This window comes from Pseudomonas reinekei (assembly GCF_001945365.1).
GTDB lineage: Bacteria > Pseudomonadota > Gammaproteobacteria > Pseudomonadales > Pseudomonadaceae > Aquipseudomonas > Aquipseudomonas reinekei.
This window is the reverse complement of the sequence record NZ_MSTQ01000001.1, coordinates 443,364-461,072: the sequence shown is the minus strand read 5'-3', so window position 1 is coordinate 461,072 and position 17,709 is coordinate 443,364. Positions and strand designations below refer to the sequence as shown.

Sequence of the window (17,709 nt, the reverse complement as noted above, 5' to 3'; positions counted from 1 at the left end):
CTAAAAGCATCTGGCAGGGACGTCCAATCAGTATCAGTAACTGCTTGATCGAGCGGGTCTATGATGGGATCTACTGCGCGCCAAACATCGCCGTCCAGTAGATCCCCGCATCACTCTTCGGATCATTGGCATACGCCGCGCCCAATTCGTTGAACTGCGGGTTCATCAGGTTGGCGCAGTGGCCAGGGCTGGCCAGCCAGCCGTCGACGACTTTGCGCACGCTGTCTTGTCCGGCGGCGATGTTTTCGCCGATTTGCTGGAAGTTGTAGCCAGCCAGCTCTGCGCGGTCGCCCGGGGTACGGCCGTCGCGATCCTTGTGGTCGAAGAAATTGTTGTTGGCCATCGAGCGGGCGTGGGCTTCGGCGGCGGCGCCGAGCGTAGCGTTCCAGGCCAGAGGCGTGGTCGCGTTGAACGCTTGCGTGCCGCACTGGCGCGGCTGGGTGCGTGCGGCATTGAGTTCGGCAAGTAACTTCTGGCCTTCAGCCTGCCAGTCTCCCAGGCGTGCACTCAACAATGGACGCGCCACGACAATGCGCCACTCACGGTCCTGACGGCTGACGCCGACATCGACAAATTGCGGGTCGAGCACGATCTGGCAAAAACTTTCCTGAATGGCTTTCATCGCCGATGGCGCATCACGCGGCCCGGAGAGGCTGATCGCTTGTACGTTCTTCATCGGGTAGCCCGCCGTCACCATGGCCTGCTGCAAATTGCCGATGCTGGTGGCCGACAGCGCCAAACGTGGGTCGGCCGCCAGCGGTGGCAGTTCCGATGAGACCTGACCGGCGCAACGTTGCAACTGGCTGCGATAGACGTTGATCGATTCGATCAATTGCGACTCTTCGCTCGCCACGGCGCTGGTGGCCAACAGCAGGCCCACTGACAAACCGGCAAAGCGCAGGGCGGATGGTAGGAAACGCATGGAAATCTCCTTGAGCTGACTGCGCCCATGATGCGCGAAGTTACCCTGTCACAGGCAACGGATTTTCCCCAAAGTTGTGGCACAAGTGCAATCATTTCACTACTACACTCAAACGAACTGCCAACAGAGTAGTGCCCAGCCATGCGCCATAACTGGATAGCAACCTGCGTCGCCCTGATAGTGCTTGCCGGTCCGGCATTCGCCGCCGATCAACAGCAAACCCAAAAAGTCGCCGAAGACAAGGCCGAGGTACTGGAGCAGAAGGCTGCCGACAACAGCAGTCCGGCACCGGTCCCCAAGTCTGAAGCCATCACCCAACCCGAAGTGCAGGCCGTGGACCCGGCGGGCAAGGCGCCGCTGGACGACGCCATTACCTGTCTCGCCCGGTCAATCTACTGGGAGGCCAAAGGCAAGGACGCTGCCGACATGGAAGCGGTGGCCAACGTGGTCATGAACCGCCTCGGTCATGAGGGTTTTCCCGATACGGTTTGCGGTGTGGTCAAGCAAGGCTCGGAAACCAAGAGCTGCCAGTTTTCCTGGTGGTGCGACGGGCGCGCCGACTCGGTTCAGGAGGAAGTGCCTTACGCGCTGGCCAAGGAGATCGCGCGCAAGGCGCTGAACAAGCAACTGCCGGATCGCACCAAAGGCGCACTTTACTTCCACGACCGAACGGTAAAACCGACTTGGGCCAAGGAGTACACCAACACGGCGAACATCGGTTTGTTCAAGTTTTACAAGCCCCAAGGCGGGGATGCGAAGTAGTCGCTTTTAAGCGGGAACACTGTTCGCCATTCATCTAGACCACCGAAACTGAAACATTTCTGTTCTACAAGCTTCATGACAAAACAACGCGTTAGAAACGTCATGAGTGGAACGGAACATGGAACAGGCGTGGTTATCGAGCAGTAACACCGCACCGATCGGTGCGTGCGCACGGGTCAGTGCCTCGTGACGGTTCTCGTCACCGGCGCCGCCGGATTCATTGGCTTTCACACAGCCAGGCGTTTGTGCCTGGAGGGGCATGAGGTGGTCGGGATCGACAACCTCAACGACTACTACGACGTGACGCTCAAGCAAGCCCGGCTCAACGAACTCGCATCGTTACCGGGGTTTCGCTTCCTCAAACTGGACATCGTCGACAAGCCTGCGTTGATGACGCTGTTTCGCGATCACGGCTTCAGCGAAGTGGTGCATCTGGCGGCTCAGGCCGGCGTGCGCTACTCACTGGACAACCCCGATGTCTACGCGCAATCGAACCTGGTGGGTTTCCTCAATGTGCTGGAAGCCTGTCGACACCATCGTCCCGCGCACCTGATCTACGCGTCGAGCAGCTCGGTCTACGGCAGCAACAGCAAGATGCCGTTCAGCGTCCAGGACCCTGTCGATCATCCCGTTTCGCTGTATGCCGCGAGCAAACGCGCCAATGAATTACTGGCGCACAGCTACTGCCATTTATACGGCCTGAAGGCCAGCGGCCTGCGCTTCTTCACGGTTTACGGCCCCTGGGGCCGGCCCGACATGGCCCTGTTCAAGTTCACCGACGCGATGCTCAAGGGCCAGCCCATCGATGTCTACAACCACGGCGAAATGGCGCGCGACTTCACCTATATCGACGACATCGTCGAAAGCCTCTGTCGTTTGCGCACGCGTCCGCCGCTGCCCGCCGAGCCGGGCCGGGGCATCAATCAATTGTTCAACATCGGGCGCGGCCAGCCAGTGGCGCTGCTGGATTTTATCGAGTGCCTGGAATCGGCGCTGGATCGTCCGGCCGAGCGCCATTACCTGCCGATGCAGGCCGGTGACGTGGTCAAGACCTGGGCCGATGTCTCGGCGCTGACCGCGTGGATCGACTTCCAGCCGCAGGTGTCGGTGGCAACGGGCGTCGCGCAATTTGTGAAGTGGTATCGGCAGTTTTATCAGAGATGAATCGTTCGCCACTGATAACGGTTAAACCAAGAGGCGAGGAGACTCCATGAGCCAGGACATTTTTGTATCCGTACTGATTCCAGCAAAAAACGAAGCGAACAACCTCAAGCCATTGCTTGAGGAAATCCGCGTGGCGCTGGCCGGCGAGGCCTACGAAATCATCGTCGTCGACGATGGCAGTACCGATGCCACCCTGCACGAACTGCGGCAGATCAAGCACAACGGCTTGAACGCCTTGCGCATCCTGCACCATGAGCGTTCGTTGGGGCAGAGCACTTCGCTTTACCACGCGGCCCGCGAAGCGCGCGGCCAGTGGCTGGCGACCCTCGATGGCGACGGGCAGAACGACCCGGCGGACATCCCCGGCATGCTGGCGCTGGTGCGCGGCGAGCCGGGCAGGGGCGACGTGCAGTTGGTGGCCGGGCACCGGGTCAATCGTCGCGACACCGCGAGCAAACGCTGGGCGTCGCGCTTCGCCAACGGCTTGCGCAGCCGTTTGCTCAAGGACGCCACGCCGGACACCGGTTGCGGTTTGAAGCTGGTTGAGCGCACGGCGTTTCTGCGCCTGCCGTATTTCGACCACATGCATCGCTATATTCCGGCCCTGATCCAGCGGCACAACGGTCGAATGATCGTCCACCCGGTCAACCATCGGCCACGGACGACCGGGGTGTCCAAGTACGGCAACCTCGACCGTGCCCTGGTGGGCATTCTCGATCTTGTCGGGGTGTGGTGGCTGATTCGCCGGACCCGCCTGAACACCCATGCGCAGGAGATCGAAGGATGATGCTGACCCGTGAAGCCCTGTGGTTGATGGTCGGCTTCGCCGGCCAGATTGCGTTTACCGGTCGTTTTGTCTTGCAGTGGCTGTACAGCGAATACAAGAAACGCAGCGTGATCCCGACCAGTTTCTGGTACCTGAGCATTGTCGGCAGCACGTTGCTGTTCGCCTATGCGATCTATCGCCAGGACCCGGTGTTCATCGCCGGTCAGGCGTTCGGCTCGATCGTTTATCTGCGCAATCTGCAATTGATCAAGAAAAGCAAAGACCTCAAGGAATAAGTCATGCACAGAACGCTGTCGCCCCGGATCGAGTGCCTGGGCCTGATGCTCTTCGCCCTGATATTGATCGGCGCGGGCCTGGGGTTGCGTCAGGCGCAGAACGTCGATGAGGAACGCTTCCTTGGCGTGGCGCTGGAGATGCTGGACAACGGCTCGTGGCTGATCCCGCACCGGGCCGGGGAAATCTACGGCGACAAACCGCCGATTTTCATGTGGACGGTGGCGTTCTTCGTCTGGCTGACCGGCAAACCCAATATCGCGCTTTATATTCCGGGGCTGTTTTCGGCGGTAACGGTGACGGCAATGGTTTACGACCTTGGCCGTCGCTTGTGGACCCAGCGCATCGGACGCATCGCCGCGCTGCTGTACCTGGCGACTTACCAGACCTACAGCATCCTGCGCACCGGGCAGATCGACAGCTTGCTGATTCTGTTCACGACTCTTGGTCTTTACGGGCTGGCGCGACATTTACTGCTCGGGCCGGCCTGGCGCTGGTTCTATGTGGGATGCGCGGCGATGGGGATCGGCGTGATCACCAAAGGCGTCGGGTTTCTCCCGGCGTTGATGTTGATCCCGTATGCCTATGCGGTTCGCAAAGGCTGGCCAGGCGTGGTGGCAATGCCGGGCGAAGCGCGCAAGTGGCTGCTCGGATGGGTGATCATGCTGGCGGCCATTGCCATCTGGCTGCTGCCCCTGGCCTTGTCCATCGCGTTCAATGGCAGCGCTGATGAAATCGCCTATGCGCGAGAAATCCTCCTGCGCCAGACGGCAGGGCGCTATGCCGCCGCGTGGCATCACCGCGAACCGTTCTGGTACTTCTTCACCAACGTCATTCCGCAGTATTGGCTGCCGCTTGTGCTGGTGTTGCCTTGGCTGGTGCCTGCCTGGCGACGTCAATTGCAAAAACGTGACGGTCGGGTGTTGGTGCTGCTGGGCTGGCTGGCTTTGGTCGTGCTGTTTTTCTGCATCAGCAGTGGCAAGCGCAAGTTGTACATCTACCCGGCACTCCCGGGTCTGGTGCTGGTGGCCGCGCCGTTGGTGCCGTGGTTGCTGCAACGCTGGTTCCGTCCGCGCCCTCGCTTTCGAAAAATGTTCCCGGCGCTGGTCGCGACCTGGTTCGTGCTGTGGTTTGCCCGGGGGTTCGTCGAACCGGTCAAGGACGGCATCAATCCCAATCAGACGATCATGGCGCAGGCCAGCACCATGACCCATGGCGCGGACCTGGTGCTGGTCAACTGGAGCGAAGGGCACTGGCTGTTCGCCCGCCAGCCGATCGTGCATTTCGGCATGCTTGATTCCACGGTGGAGCGGGCGGCGCAATGGTTGCGTGAGCATCCCGATGACTATGCATTGGTGCCGGACAACGTGCTGAGCCGTTGCTTCAAGCCCGAGGTTGCGCGGGAGTTGGGGGAGAACTCCCGGGCGCAGTGGTCGATTGTTGGGGTGGCTGCGGATAATGGGCAGTGCGGGTCGGTTTCGACATCGACGGTGTATCGGTTTTCGTGGCGCGCAACGGTGCCCGGGCAGGTGACCCATCGCTGAGGTTAAAAAGGGGACTTCATGGAAGTCCCCTTTTGTTTGGCCAGTGGGTATCAGCTATGACTGCGACGCCAGAAGAACCGGGCCAGCAACGCATCGAGACTGAGTTTGCCCGGCCCCGAGAGCAGCAGCGGCACCAGTGCGGCGAGGTAGATCAGTGGCAGTTTGAAGTTGCCGTAGCCTTTGTTGGTGATCGAGTAACCCTGTGCCAGTTCGCTCAGGCTCGACCAGTCGGCCGGCCAGTGCACGGCGGCGGTTGCGACGATGGTGACCACGATCAGACTGATGGCCGAAAACCGGGTCGCCAAACCAACCAGTAAGGCGAGGGCGCAGATCAATTCCACCCACATCGACAGTTCCCAGTTCAGCGTGGCCGGCAGGTGGTTGAATGGAAACAGAAAGCGGTCCTGAATGTCGGCGAACCAGTTTTCGCCATTGAATTTCTCCAGGCCCGACTCGAAAAACTCCCAGGCCAGGAACACTCGCAGCGTCAAAGGCGCGATCCAGTTGCCGGCGCGATCCAGGTTCAGGTGCAGGCCTTTGACGGCCGACGAAATCGAAGTGTTCATGGACGGTAGTCTCTTTCAATTCAGTGAGGGTGGGCGACGTACGCCCGTTAGCGACCAGTGAATTTCAGCAGGCGGGTGTATCTGCGATGTGTCTTGCACGTCGGGAATTGAAGGCCTGTTGTGTCAGGGGCGGGGCTGTACACACTGTGATACGTAGCCATCTGAAAACGCCGCAAATTCCTGTTGGAGCGAGCTTGCTCCCACAGGGATCACCGGTGTTCTGGAGGCGTATGCCTTGGGAGCGGATGACGCTCGGGGACTTTTGCTATACATTTTCTGCCCGCCCATTACATGGTGAATCCGCTTCATGTCTCTTGCGCTCGAACGTCTAGTTGCTGGCACGCCGATCCCTTTCGCTGGTAACCGTGTCACTGTGGTCAGCCCCGAATTGGCGGAACGCTTCCAGCCCGGGGACCACCTGCTGGTGGAGCAGGTCAGCGGCGAATTGTTGCTGATCCCGGTGGCGGACCAGCAGGCCGCCGCCGTGGCCATCGAGCGTGCTGAAGTCGCGTTTGCCGCGATGTCGGCGGTGTCGGATGAGGCGATCAGCCACTTCTTCGATCTGTTCGCCCAGCGCCTTGAAACTGCGCAATGCTGGGCCTTGATCGAAGCGGCCAACCTGGCCGACATTGAGCGAGCCAAGGCCCGAGGCCGTTCGACCACGCGGTTGCTGGCCGATGAGCGCATGCGCCGCGACATGATTGCCGGCCTGCGCGCCTGGCGTGATGCCTCGGCCACGCGCGGCCAGGTAATCAGTTGCGTCGAGCACGATGGCTGGAAAGTCGAGCAAGTGGTCTCGCCGCTGGGCATCGTCGCGTTTGTTTTCGAAGGCCGGCCGAATGTCTTCGCCGATGCCGCTGGCGTGTTGCGCACCGGGAACACCGCAGTGCTGCGCATCGGCAGTGATGCGTTGGGCACCGCCCAGGCCATCGTTACCCACGCGCTGAATCCGGCGCTCTGCGATGCCGGGTTGCCGAGCGGCGCGGTGTCGTTGGTGGAAAGCGTCAATCACGCGGCCGGTTGGGCGATGTTCGCCGACCGACGTCTGTCGCTGGCCGTGGCCCGGGGTTCGGGGCGTGCGGTCAGCCAATTGGGCAGCATCGCGCAACAGGCCGGCACCGCTGTCAGCCTGCACGGCACCGGTGGCGCGTGGCTCGTCGCTGATACCGACGCCGATACCAGCCGCTTTGCCAGCGTGGTGCGCAACTCCCTCGACCGCAAAGTCTGCAACACCCTGAATGTGTGCCTGATCCAGCGCGATCGCGCCGCCGAGCTGGTACCAGTGTTTCTCGATGCCTTGCAACAGGCCGGCAAGGCACGGGGCCAGGGCTGCAAGTTGCACATCGTAGAAGGCAGCGAAGCCTTCCTGCCGGCGGATTGGCTGGATGCAACCGTCGAGGTGTATCGCGCCGAAGGCTACCAGACCGAAGCACTGGCCGAACCGCTGCCCGAAGATCAACTGGGCCGCGAGTGGGAATGGGAAGAAACCCCGGAAGTCAGCCTGAAAATCGTCGACGATCTGCACAGCGCCATCGCCTTGTTCAATCGCTACAGCCCCCAGTTCACGGTGTCGCTGATCAGCGAAGACGCGTCGACGCAGGAGCGTTTTTATAACGCCGTCAACGCGCCTTTTGTTGGCAACGGCATCACCCGTTGGGTCGATGGTCAGTACGCGCTCAACAAACCGGAACTGGGTTTGTCGAACTGGGAGAGCGGGCGCCTGTTTGCGCGCAGTGCGATTCTTTCTGGCGATGGCGTGTTCACCATTCGCAGCCGCATGATTCAGGTCGATCTGGGCGTCAAACGCTGAGTGATCCTGCTGGACAAAAAAAGGGCCTGCTTTAATTAAGAGCAGGCCCTTTTTATTTATAAGTCAGCAATGACTCATTTCAATTAGTAGAACCGATCAATCACCCGAACTTCGTTCTTGTTCTGCATCGAGTCCCAGGCCTGTTTCAGCGTTTGCAGAACATTACCGATGAAGTCTTTGTCGGCCGCGGCTTTCTTGCCGACATAGCCCTGGCCGCGACGGTACATCTTCAGTCGGGCGAGCAGGTTCTGGTTGTTCTGGTCAAACTCTGCTTCATGGGCATGTGGCGACAGGCAGTCAATGTGAACCTGACCCGTTTTGCTGATCCACAGGATATGGCTGTCGTGGCTGTCTTTTTGCGCAGCGAACATACGAGCCAGTTCTTCGATAGTCGGTTGATTGTTCAGATTCATGATAAAGCCCCCTTGACCATTTGGTGATCTTTCAAAGTTGATTCGCTAATACAAGTAGCCCATCGGTTAGTTGATCCCTGGCACCGAAACCAGGACGTCAGCAGTCGTCCGTCATAAGCGACGAGGTCCCGCGTCTGTTGCATGTAGTCGTGTTGAATAACTGCTACGCAATAGCGTCACAACGAAGAGAAGCAGCGATTACCTTTGGCCCCTGCCGACGTTTTCAGGGTCGGCCACAAGCTTCATGAGGATGGATCGCCAGCGCTTCTCGTCCTTGTACTGGACGTTCAGGCCAGGTCAGCTTCTTCAATCTGCCTTGTGGGCAGCGTGTATCCGGAAAAAACAGCTCGGCGGTCAGACGAGCTTGCTCAAGCGTGTTGCGTGTACTCCCGATCGGGGAGACGTCTGCATCATGCAAGGGCAAATCGTGCTCGTCAACGGTTTTGTAGTGATTATTTTTAGGCACTACATATTGTCGGACAAAGCTGTGGGGAATTAAAAATAACGCCGGTCAGGCTGACGGCGAGGGTGCCTCGAAGCGGTAAAAGGTGCAGGGGTAACCTTCTGCCATGAGGGAGTGCCGAGAGAATCGGCCTGCGCTGATATCGGGCATCACGGCGGCCCAGAACAGCCGCGCAGGCGGGTTCGCCTCGATGTGGAAAATTTGCCATTGACCGGGAAATCGGCTCAATAGGGTAGAAACGACAAACTTCTCGACACCCTGGCCACGAAAGCGACGGCTGACAAACAAGTAGCCGATGTTGAATTGGGCGCCGGGCAGGTGAGTGTCACCATCTACGGTTACGAAACCAGCCAGTTCACCGTCAACCCGGATCAAGAACGGACGGGTCGCGGGTCTGTGCCAATAGGCCGGCAGGGGCCGGAGTTGGAAAAAACCGGATTCGCCCAAGGGCAGCGGTAACCATTCGCTGAAGTCGTAGGTGTAGAACTGCATCAGGTTTTCAATGGTTTCCAGCTCATCGCGATGGGCGGCGTGAAGTTCTATCGAGGGCATGACGAGAGGCTCCTGATGTCCTTCGGTCAAGGATAGTCCGGCGTATTTTCCGCGTGGCGCCTAAAGGTGTTAGGTATCGATAGCAAACGGTTCAAGCCTTGCTCGTCGGTTTTGCCGGGCGCTTGCTGCCAGCCGCCGCTTTGCGCTTGGTGGGTTTGCGTTTGTTTTTCCATGGCGTGGCAGCGCGGCCGGCAGGGCTCGCCTGGCCACTGATGGTCAGGCTCAGGCCGGCACATCGGCTGACCTGCTTGCTCATCCACGCCGCCTGTTTGGTGACGAACTCTTCGAGGCTCATTTCACCGCTCTGCACCATGTCCAGCGCCTGCTCCCAGATGGCCGTGGTGCCCGGATCGGCAATGGCGCGCGGGACCGCATCGATCAAACTGAAAGCGGCTGGCGTGGCAGAAAGCGCCTTGCCGTTCTTGATCAGATAACCACGGTCGAGCAAGCCCTGGATGATCGACGCGCGGGTCGCTTCGGTGCCGATGCCGGTGGTGTCCTTGAGTTTTTGCTTGAGCAGCGGATCTTCCACCAGTTTGGCGACGTTTTTCATCGCCTTGATCAGGTCGCCCTCGGTGAACGGTTTGGGTGGTTGGGTCCAGAGGTCCTTGAGTTGCACGTTGTCCACTGCACAATCGATGCCTTCGCGCAGGTTGGGCAAGGTTTGCGGCGCCGGGGCTTCTCGACCCTTGGCCGGGGCGAGGGCTTCGGGCAGGGCGCGTTTCCAGCCGGGTTCGACGATCTGCTTGCCAACCGCGCGCAAGGCTTCACCGGCACAGTCGAAATCGGCCTGGGTGCGGTCGTATTCGTGGTTGGGTAGAAACTGCGCGAGATACCGTGCCCGGATCAGCGTATAGACCGCGCGGTGCTTGCCGGTCAGGCGTTCGAGGTTTTTCGCCGCCGCGGTGGGGATGATGCCGTGGTGCGCGCTGACCTTGGCATCGTTCCAGGCCCGTGAGCGCCGATGGGGCTCCAGATGATCGCGCAAGGCATCCAGTGCCGGGTCGGCTTGTCTGAGCGCGGCGAGAATGGCCGGAGCCTCGCTGTGCTGGCTGACGGGCAAGTAGCCGCAGTCACTGCGCGGGTAGGTGATCACCTTGTGGGTTTCGTAGAGTGCCTGGGCGATGTCGAGGGTTTCCTGGGCGCCGAGCCCGAGCTTCTTCGAGCAGACTTCCTGCAACGTGCCCAAATCGAACGGCAGTGGCGCGACTTCACGCATGCGCTCGGTGCGCAGCTTGATCACCCTGGCACTTTTTGCGCCCATCATGGCGGCGGCTGCCTGCTGGGCCAGGGCCTGATTCAAGCAGCGATCCTGATCGTCGCAAACCCCGGATGCCGCTCGCCATTGCGCGGTAAAGGCCGTGCCGTCATGCAGCAATTGCACGTCGATGGCCCAGTAGGCGACCGGGACGAAGTCGGCAATGCTGCGGTCGCGATCCACCACCAGGCGCAGGGTCGGGGTTTGCACCCGGCCCACCGGCAACACGCCCTGATACCCGGACTGGCGGCCGAGCAGGGTGAACAACCGGCTCATGTTCATCCCGATCAACCAGTCGGCCCGACTGCGTCCCAGCGCGGAATGGTAGAGGCTGAAGGTTTCGGCGCCAGGCTTGAGCGCCGCGAGGGCCTTGCGGATCGAGGCGTCGTCCAGCGCCGACAGCCACAAGCGGCGGATCGGCCCGCGATACCGACAATGTTCCACCAGTTCCCGGGCGATCATCTCGCCCTCACGGTCGGCGTCGGTGGCGATGACCAGTTCCGAGGCTTCGCCGAGCAGGCGTTTGACCGCCTTGTACTGGCTCGCTGTGCGCGGTTTGACGGTCATCTTCCATTTGTCCGGAATGATCGGCAGGTCGGCCAGCACCCAGCGCTTGTAGCGCGCGTCATAGGCATCCGGCGGTGCGGTTTCCAGCAGATGGCCGATGCACCAGGTCACCGTGACGTCCGTGCCCAGCCAGCAGCCGTCGCCACGGCGTCTGGCGCCGAGCACGGCCGCGATGTCTTTGGCCTGGGAAGGTTTTTCACAGAGGTACAGCCGCATAACCACCATCGTCGATCAGTGTCCGGGGAGGTGCACAGAATGGCCGGTGATGCGCGCCGGAGCAATCATTATCTGTATGGATGTACAGCTTGGTGTTTCTGACACCCATTCGGCTGTGAAGCAGTCGTGATGGCTAAAGATGGTTTATACCTGACTGATCACGCATTCGATTATCGGGGGCCGCTTCACAGCCCAACGGGAGCACGCTCCTCGCCACAAGCGGGTGGGGCTCCCACCATTCCATCACCGTCATGAGGAAGATTTCCATGAAAAGCTCAGGTCCCAGCCCTGTCATCACCATCGCCGAGCAGCCCGGTTGCCTGCTGGTGAAGTTTCACGGGATCCAGGTCGCGGCGTCCTCCCGCGCGCTGGTGTTGCTTGAGGCCAATTATCCGCCGGTGTACTACGTGCCCCGCGAGGACATCGACGAGAAGTATTACGCCCGCACCGATCACACCAGTTATTGCCCGTACAAGGGCGATGCCAGCTATTTCAGTTTGCAAATTCCAGGGCATGAAGGTGCGAATGCGGTTTGGAGTTATGAACATCCCAAGGTGTCGGTGGCACCGATTCAGAACTACATGGCGTTTTATCCTGACCAGGTTAAATTCGAGGTCGTTGAACTCGACGAGTGATGGCCGTTCCGGCTGACGAGTGGTTGCGCAGACCGCTGGAACGATCATCGTCAGTCGGCACTTTTGAAAGCCTGCACCAGCGTGCTTTCGTCGATCTGGGCAATCGATGTTACCCCGGTCAACGTCATCGCCACGCGCATTTCCCTGGCGAAAATATCCAGCATGTTTTCCACCCCGCGTTGACCATCGGCCGCCAACGCATAAGCCATCGAACGCCCCAGCAACACGCCTTGGGCACCCAGCGCAAGCATGCGCACAACGTCCAGCCCCGAGCGGATACCCGAGTCGACCAGCACCGTCAGGTCATCGCCGATGGCTTGCTTGATCGGCGGCAATGCCTTGGTGGTCGAGAGCACGCCGTCCAGCTGCCGGCCGCCGTGGTTCGACACGACGATGCCATCGGCGCCGAAACTCACTGCGTCTTTCGCATCCTGGGGATCGAGGATGCCTTTGATGATCATCGGGCCTTTCCAGAAATCACGAATCCATTCCAGATCGCTCCAGCTGATCGACGGGTCAAAGTTGTTGGCCAGCCAGCCCATGTAGTCCTCAAGTGTCACGGCTTTGCCGAGGTACTTGGAGATGTTCCCCAGATCATGGGGGCGGCCCATGAGCCCGACGTTGAAGGCCCAGTCGGGACGGGTCATCGCCTGCAGCATGCGCCGCGATGACGCAAACGGGCCGGACATGCCCGAGTGCGCGTCGCGGTAGCGGGCGCCGGGGGTGGGCATGTCGACGGTGAACACCAGGTTCTTCACCCCGGCAGCCTTCGCCCGCTCCAGGGCGTTGCGCATGAAGCCGCGGTCTTTGAGCACATACAGCTGAAACCAGATGGATTGCTCGCTGTGCGCCACGACTTCTTCGATCGAACACACCGAGACGGTGGACAGGCACAGGGGAATGCCCTTGTTCTGCGCGGCCTTCACGGCCTGCACTTCACCGCGGCGGGCAAACATGCCCGTCAGCCCCACGGGTGCGAGGATGATCGGCATTGAAAGGGGCTGATTGAAGAGGGTGGTTTCGAGGCTCAGGGTTTCGACGTTTTTCAGGATGCGCTGGCGCAGGCTGATCCCGGTCAGGTCGGCGCTGTTAGCCCTCAGCGTATGTTCCGCGTAAGCACCACCATCGATGTAATCGAACAAAAAGCGTGGGAGTTTGCGACGTGCTGCCTCGCGATAGTCGGATGCAGAAGAAATGATCATGCGCTTGCCTTGATCTGATAGTGACGATTCTTGGCGTCAGGTTAGCCTAATAAACGATGGTAAAGCTGAAGGAGCCAGCAAGCCGGCTCCTTTCCTGGGTAGGTGTCAGTTCTTGTTCAGATCGACGTTGCGCGTCTCACGCAGGCAGATCATTCCCACCACCAGGCTCACCCCGGTGATCAGCACCGGATACCACAGCCCGTAGAAAATATCCCCGGTGTAGACCACCAATGCAAACGACACGGTCGGCAGGAACCCGCCGAACCAGCCGTTGCCGATGTGGTAGGGCAGCGACATCGAGGTGTAGCGGATGCGGGTCGGGAACAGTTCGACCATCAGCGCTGCCAGTGGGCCGTAGCACATGGCGGAAATAATGATCAGCGCCACGATCAGGGCGACGATCATCGGTTTGTTGATCTGCTGCATATCAGCCTGTTGCGGGTAACCGGCGAGGGTCACCGCGCCACGCAATGCGGCCTCGTCGAACCCGTCGATCTTCACGTCGCCGACACTGACCTGCACGCCGCTGCCGGCCGGGCCCTCAGCGCTCTGGTAGGGCAGGCCTTGCTTGACCAGGAAGGTCTTGACCTTGTCGCACGGGCTATCAAATTTCGCTTTGCCCACCGGGTCGAACTGGAAGGTGCAGGTGGCCGGGTCGGCCAGTACGGTGATCGGTGCCTGGCGGCTGGCCAGGTCGATGGCCGGGTTGGCGTAGTGGGCCAGGGTCTTGAAGATCGGGAAGTACAGCACGGTGGCCAGCAACAGGCCGAGCATCAGTATCGGTTTACGCCCGACCTTGTCCGACAGCCAGCCGAAGAAGATGAAGAACGGTGCGCCAATGGTCACGCTGACGATCAGCAAACCGTTGGCCACGGCCGGGTCCATCTTCAGGAACTGGGTGAGGAAGAACAGCACGTAGAACTGCGCCGCGTAGAAGGTCACGGCTTGCCCGGCATTGATGCTGAACAGGGCGATCAGCACGACTTTGAGGTTTTCCCATTTGCCGAAGGAATCGCGGATCGGCGACTTGCAGAGCTTGCCTTCCTCTTTCATTTTCACGAAGGCGGGCGACTCGTGCAGGCTCAGGCGAATCCAGGTCGAGATGCCCAGCAGAACGATCGAAAAGAGGAACGGGATACGCCAGCCCCAGACTTCAAACTGATCGCCAGTGAAGTAGCGGCAACCGAGTACCACCAGCAGCGACAGCAACAGGCCGAGGGTGGCGGTGGATTGAATCCAGCTGGTGTGGAAGCCGCGTTTGCCGATGGGGGCGTGTTCCGCTACATAGGTCGCGGCGCCGCCGTATTCACCGCCCAGGGCCAGGCCCTGAAGCATGCGCAGCACCACGAGGATGATCGGAGCGGCGATGCCGATGCTGGCGTAGGTCGGCAACAGACCGACGCAGAAGGTGGCCAGGCCCATGAGGACGATGGTGGCGAGGAAGGTGTATTTGCGGCCGATCATGTCCCCCAATCGACCGAACACCAGGGCCCCGAACGGCCTGACGATGAAACCGGCGGCAAAGGCCATCAGGGCAAAAATGAATGCCGTGGTGTCGTTGACCCCGGCAAAAAACTGCTTGCTGATCACCGCCGCGAGGGCGCCATACAGGAAAAAGTCATACCACTCGAACACCGTGCCAAGTGACGAGGCGAAGATGACTTTCTGGGTTTCCTGGCTGGTGCCCGCGCTGCGCACGGCTTCCAGGGGCTGAGCATGTTCTGACATATCGGTATCCCTCACAGTGATTGTTTTTGTTGTTCCACTGATGTTGCGTATTCCTTGCAGGGGTGGTGCTCGATGTCTGTGTATCTAAGGCCAACTCTGTGGGAGCGAGCCTGCTCGCGAAAGCGTTAGAACAGGCAACATTGATGTTGAATGTCATTCCGTCATCGCGAGCCGGCTCGCTCCCACAGGGATTGTGTTTGCAACCGAACTCAGAATGAGTTGTGCCGCCTTTTCGGCAATCATCAGCGTCGGCGAACAGGTGTTGCCCGAGGTGATGCGCGGCATGATCGAAGCGTCGGCGATGCGCAGGCCGGGGATGCCGTGTACGCGCAGTTCGGCGTCGACCACCGCATCGGCGTCATTGCCCATTCGGCAAGTGCCCACCGGGTGGAAAATCGTGGTACCGATTCGAGCGGCGGCTTCGTGCAGTTGTTCTTCACTCTGCAGGCTCTCGCCGGGCAGGTATTCCACCGGTTTGAACGGCTTCAGGGCCGGGGCGGCAACGATGCGCCGGGTCAGGCGAATCGCATCGGCGGCGACCCGCAAGTCCTCCGGATGGCTCAGGTAATTCGGTTGAATCAGCGGTGCTTCCTGCGGGTTCGCAGAGCGAATTTCCACCCGGCCACGGCTTTGCGGGCGCAAATCGCAGACCGACGCGGTGAACGCCGGGAATGCATGCAGCGGTTCGCCAAAACGCTCGAGCGACAACGGCTGCACGTGGTATTCAAGATTGGCCGAGGTCTGTTCCGGCCCAGAGCGGGCGAATGCGCCGAGTTGACTTGGCGCCATCGACAGCGGGCCGCTGCGGTCGTACAGGTAGCGCAGGCCCATGCCCATTTTGCCCCACAGGCTGCCGGCGATTTGATTAAGAGTGCGGGCGTTTTCCAGTTGGTAGATCAGCCGCAGTTGCAGGTGATCCTGCAGGTTGTCGCCCACACCAGACAGTTCGTGAGCGACGCCGATGCCCAGGCGTTGCAGCAGCGGGCGAGGGCCGATGCCAGAACGTTGCAGAATGCTCGGCGAACCCACGGAGCCGGCGCACAGGACAATTTCCTTGCGCGCCTTGAACGTCTTCGCCTGATTTTGCCAGCGGGCGCCGACTGCTGACGCGCGGCCGTTTTCCAGCAGGACGCGGTCGACTTCAACGCCGGTCAACACGGTCAGATTGGGACGATGGCGCACGGGTTTGAGAAAAGCCTTCGCCGCGTTCCAGCGAATGCCCGCCTTCTGATTGACCTGGAAGTAACCGCAACCTTCGTTGTCGCCCTGGTTGAAGTCATCGATGCTGGCGATGCCGCTTTGCTCGGCGGCGCTGCGGAACGCATCGAGGATCGGCCATGACAGCCGCTGGCGTTCGACCCGCCAGTCGCCGCTGGCACCGTGAAATTCGGAATCGCCGGCAAAGTGGTTTTCACTTTTCTTGAACAGGGGTAACACGTCCTGCCAGCGCCAGCCGGGGTTGCCGTCGGCCGCCCAGCCATCGTAGTCCCCGGCCTGGCCGCGCATGTAGATCATGCCGTTGATGGACGAGCAGCCACCCAGCACCTTGCCGCGCGGGTAACTCAGGCTGCGGCCTTGCAGGCCCGCTTGTGCTTCGGTCTTGAAGCACCAGTCGGTGCGCGGGTTGCCAATGCAGAACAGGTAGCCGACAGGAATATGAATCCATGCATAGTTGTCGCGGCCACCGGCTTCGAGCAGCAGCACTCGCTGTTGCGGATTGGCCGACAATCGATTGGCCAGCAGACAACCGGCAGGCCCGGCCCCGACCACGACGTAATCGTATTCATCAAGGGAAGACTGCATCCCTGACCTCGTCTTGTTGTTCTTGTTGTCGGTCATCCTAGTTGTTAGCTTTCGTCAAAAGAATGTTAGTTTTTGCGCAGCTGCTGTGCGTTTTTAAACAACGACGACCTAAGGATGGACGATGTTCGACTGGAATGACCTGCGGTTTTTTCTCGAGTTGCAGCGCAGCGGGCGTTTGCTCACGGCGGCCCGTCGTTTGAACACCACCCACGCCACCGTGGCGCGGCACATCGAGGCCATCGAAAAGAGCCTCGGCACCGCGCTGTTCGTGCAGCATGCCCAGGGTTATGAATTGACGCCGTCCGGCGAAGCGCTGCTCAAACATGCGGAAGCGATGGAAAATGTCGCGCTGCTGGCCCAGGAGGAAATCACTCAGTCCACGGCGCCGCTGGGCAAGATCCGCGTCGGGGTTACCGAAGGGTTGGGCATCATGTTCCTTTCCAGCCGCATGAACGGCTTGTTCGAACGCTATCCGGGGCTGGAAGTGGAACTGGTGGCGGTGCCGCGTTTTGTCAGCATCCTCAACCGTGAGGCGGAAATCAGTATCCACCTCGAACGCCCTTCGGCTGACATGCTGGTCACCCGCAAACTCACGGACTATCGGCTGGCTCTCTATGCCAGTCAGGACTACCTCGACCGTTCGCCACCGCTGGGCAGCCGCGAGGACCTGGGGCGCCACGCCTGGATTGGCTACGTCGACGATTTGCTGTTCAGCCAGGAATTGATGTTCCTCAACAGCTTCTGCCGCAATCCACAGGTGGTCTTTCACAGCACCAGCGTGATCGCCCAGCAACAGGCCGCGCGAGCGGGCCTGGGGATTGCTGTCTTGCCGTGCTACATGGCCAGCGACGACCCCGGATTGGTGCCGCTGTTTCCCGATGAAAGCATTTTGCGCAGTTACTGGATGAGCACCCGGCGGGAGCTGCACAAGTCAGTGCGGCTGCGGGTGATGTGGGATTATGTGGTCGAGTTGTGCGAGCGCGAGCAAGCATTGCTGCTCGGACAACCACCGCTCTAGGCGCTGCCGAAGGCTGCGCCTACGTT

At 60.4% G+C, this 17,709-nt stretch carries 16 protein-coding genes; 8 read left to right on the top strand and 8 right to left on the bottom strand.

The window, feature by feature from the left end; all coding sequences use genetic code 11:
- Window positions 1–70: 70 nt before the first annotated feature.
- The gene (locus tag BVK86_RS02075; RefSeq protein WP_075944828.1) at window positions 71–922 is read right to left on the bottom strand and encodes a CAP domain-containing protein; all 852 of its coding nucleotides are present in this window, start codon (window positions 920–922) and stop codon (window positions 71–73) included.
- A 141-nt stretch (window positions 923–1,063) separates the two neighbouring features.
- Here BVK86_RS02075 and BVK86_RS02070 point away from each other — a divergent pair, with 141 nt between their 5' ends.
- The 5 genes from BVK86_RS02070 (at window position 1,064) to BVK86_RS02050 (ending at window position 5,452) form a co-directional block, all read left to right on the top strand.
- Window positions 1,064–1,684 carry a cell wall hydrolase gene (locus BVK86_RS02070; protein WP_075944827.1) on the top strand — a complete coding sequence of 207 codons (621 nt, stop codon included), beginning with the start codon at window positions 1,064–1,066 and terminating at the stop codon, window positions 1,682–1,684.
- Window positions 1,685–1,870: 186 nt separating this feature from the next.
- Entirely contained in the window at window positions 1,871–2,848 is a 978-nt protein-coding gene (locus BVK86_RS02065; protein ID WP_075944950.1) for an NAD-dependent epimerase/dehydratase family protein, read from the top strand.
- A 46-nt stretch (window positions 2,849–2,894) separates the two neighbouring features.
- Complete coding sequence (locus BVK86_RS02060; RefSeq protein WP_075944826.1) at window positions 2,895–3,635, top strand: glycosyltransferase family 2 protein; 741 nt, start codon at window positions 2,895–2,897, stop codon at window positions 3,633–3,635.
- On the top strand, window positions 3,632–3,910 hold the full coding sequence (locus tag BVK86_RS02055; RefSeq protein WP_075944825.1) for a lipid-A-disaccharide synthase N-terminal domain-containing protein: 279 nt from the start codon (window positions 3,632–3,634) through the stop codon (window positions 3,908–3,910). Before BVK86_RS02060 ends, BVK86_RS02055 begins: the two co-directional genes overlap by 4 nt.
- Window positions 3,911–3,913: 3 nt before the next feature.
- Window positions 3,914–5,452 carry an ArnT family glycosyltransferase gene (locus BVK86_RS02050; RefSeq protein WP_075944824.1) on the top strand — a complete coding sequence of 513 codons (1,539 nt, stop codon included), beginning with the start codon at window positions 3,914–3,916 and terminating at the stop codon, window positions 5,450–5,452.
- A 50-nt stretch (window positions 5,453–5,502) separates the two neighbouring features.
- Here BVK86_RS02050 and BVK86_RS02045 read toward each other — a convergent pair whose 3' ends face one another.
- Window positions 5,503–6,018, bottom strand: a complete 516-nt coding sequence (locus BVK86_RS02045) for an HvfX family Cu-binding RiPP maturation protein (protein ID WP_075944823.1) — start codon at window positions 6,016–6,018, stop codon at window positions 5,503–5,505.
- A gap of 307 nt (window positions 6,019–6,325) precedes the next feature.
- On the opposite strand from BVK86_RS02045, the gene BVK86_RS02040 reads away from it, so the two are divergent.
- Window positions 6,326–7,828 (top strand): aldehyde dehydrogenase family protein, encoded by a 1,503-nt coding sequence (locus BVK86_RS02040; RefSeq protein ID WP_075944822.1) that lies wholly within the window; start codon window positions 6,326–6,328, stop codon window positions 7,826–7,828.
- 83 nt (window positions 7,829–7,911) lie between these two features.
- Here the strand turns inward: BVK86_RS02040 and BVK86_RS02035 are convergent, their stop codons facing one another.
- The 3 genes from BVK86_RS02035 to BVK86_RS02020 all read right to left on the bottom strand — a co-directional run bounded on the left by BVK86_RS02035 (window position 7,912) and on the right by BVK86_RS02020 (window position 11,297).
- Window positions 7,912–8,241 carry a hypothetical protein gene (locus tag BVK86_RS02035; RefSeq protein WP_075944821.1) on the bottom strand — a complete coding sequence of 110 codons (330 nt, stop codon included), beginning with the start codon at window positions 8,239–8,241 and terminating at the stop codon, window positions 7,912–7,914.
- Between the two features lie 511 nt (window positions 8,242–8,752).
- Window positions 8,753–9,256: a GNAT family N-acetyltransferase gene (locus tag BVK86_RS02025; RefSeq protein WP_075944819.1), complete on the bottom strand. Its 504-nt coding sequence runs from the start codon at window positions 9,254–9,256 to the stop codon at window positions 8,753–8,755.
- A gap of 91 nt (window positions 9,257–9,347) precedes the next feature.
- On the bottom strand, window positions 9,348–11,297 hold the full coding sequence (locus BVK86_RS02020; RefSeq protein ID WP_075944818.1) for a DNA topoisomerase III: 1,950 nt from the start codon (window positions 11,295–11,297) through the stop codon (window positions 9,348–9,350).
- Window positions 11,298–11,563: 266 nt separating this feature from the next.
- Here BVK86_RS02020 and BVK86_RS02015 point away from each other — a divergent pair, with 266 nt between their 5' ends.
- Window positions 11,564–11,932 (top strand): DUF427 domain-containing protein, encoded by a 369-nt coding sequence (locus BVK86_RS02015; protein ID WP_075944817.1) that lies wholly within the window; start codon window positions 11,564–11,566, stop codon window positions 11,930–11,932.
- Between the two features lie 50 nt (window positions 11,933–11,982).
- On the opposite strand, the gene lldD is transcribed toward BVK86_RS02015, so the two are convergent.
- The 3 genes from lldD to BVK86_RS02000 all read right to left on the bottom strand — a co-directional run bounded on the left by lldD (window position 11,983) and on the right by BVK86_RS02000 (window position 16,665).
- Window positions 11,983–13,134, bottom strand: a complete 1,152-nt coding sequence (lldD, locus tag BVK86_RS02010; RefSeq protein WP_075944816.1) for an FMN-dependent L-lactate dehydrogenase LldD — start codon at window positions 13,132–13,134, stop codon at window positions 11,983–11,985.
- A gap of 105 nt (window positions 13,135–13,239) precedes the next feature.
- The gene (locus BVK86_RS02005) at window positions 13,240–14,862 is read right to left on the bottom strand and encodes an MFS transporter (RefSeq protein ID WP_075944815.1); all 1,623 of its coding nucleotides are present in this window, start codon (window positions 14,860–14,862) and stop codon (window positions 13,240–13,242) included.
- Between the two features lie 153 nt (window positions 14,863–15,015).
- Window positions 15,016–16,665: a GMC family oxidoreductase gene (locus BVK86_RS02000; RefSeq protein ID WP_075944814.1), complete on the bottom strand. Its 1,650-nt coding sequence runs from the start codon at window positions 16,663–16,665 to the stop codon at window positions 15,016–15,018.
- A gap of 121 nt (window positions 16,666–16,786) precedes the next feature.
- Here BVK86_RS02000 and BVK86_RS01995 point away from each other — a divergent pair, with 121 nt between their 5' ends.
- Window positions 16,787–17,683, top strand: coding sequence for a LysR family transcriptional regulator (locus tag BVK86_RS01995; RefSeq protein WP_075944813.1), 897 nt, complete (start codon window positions 16,787–16,789; stop codon window positions 17,681–17,683).
- The last annotated feature ends 26 nt before the right edge of the window (window positions 17,684–17,709 follow it).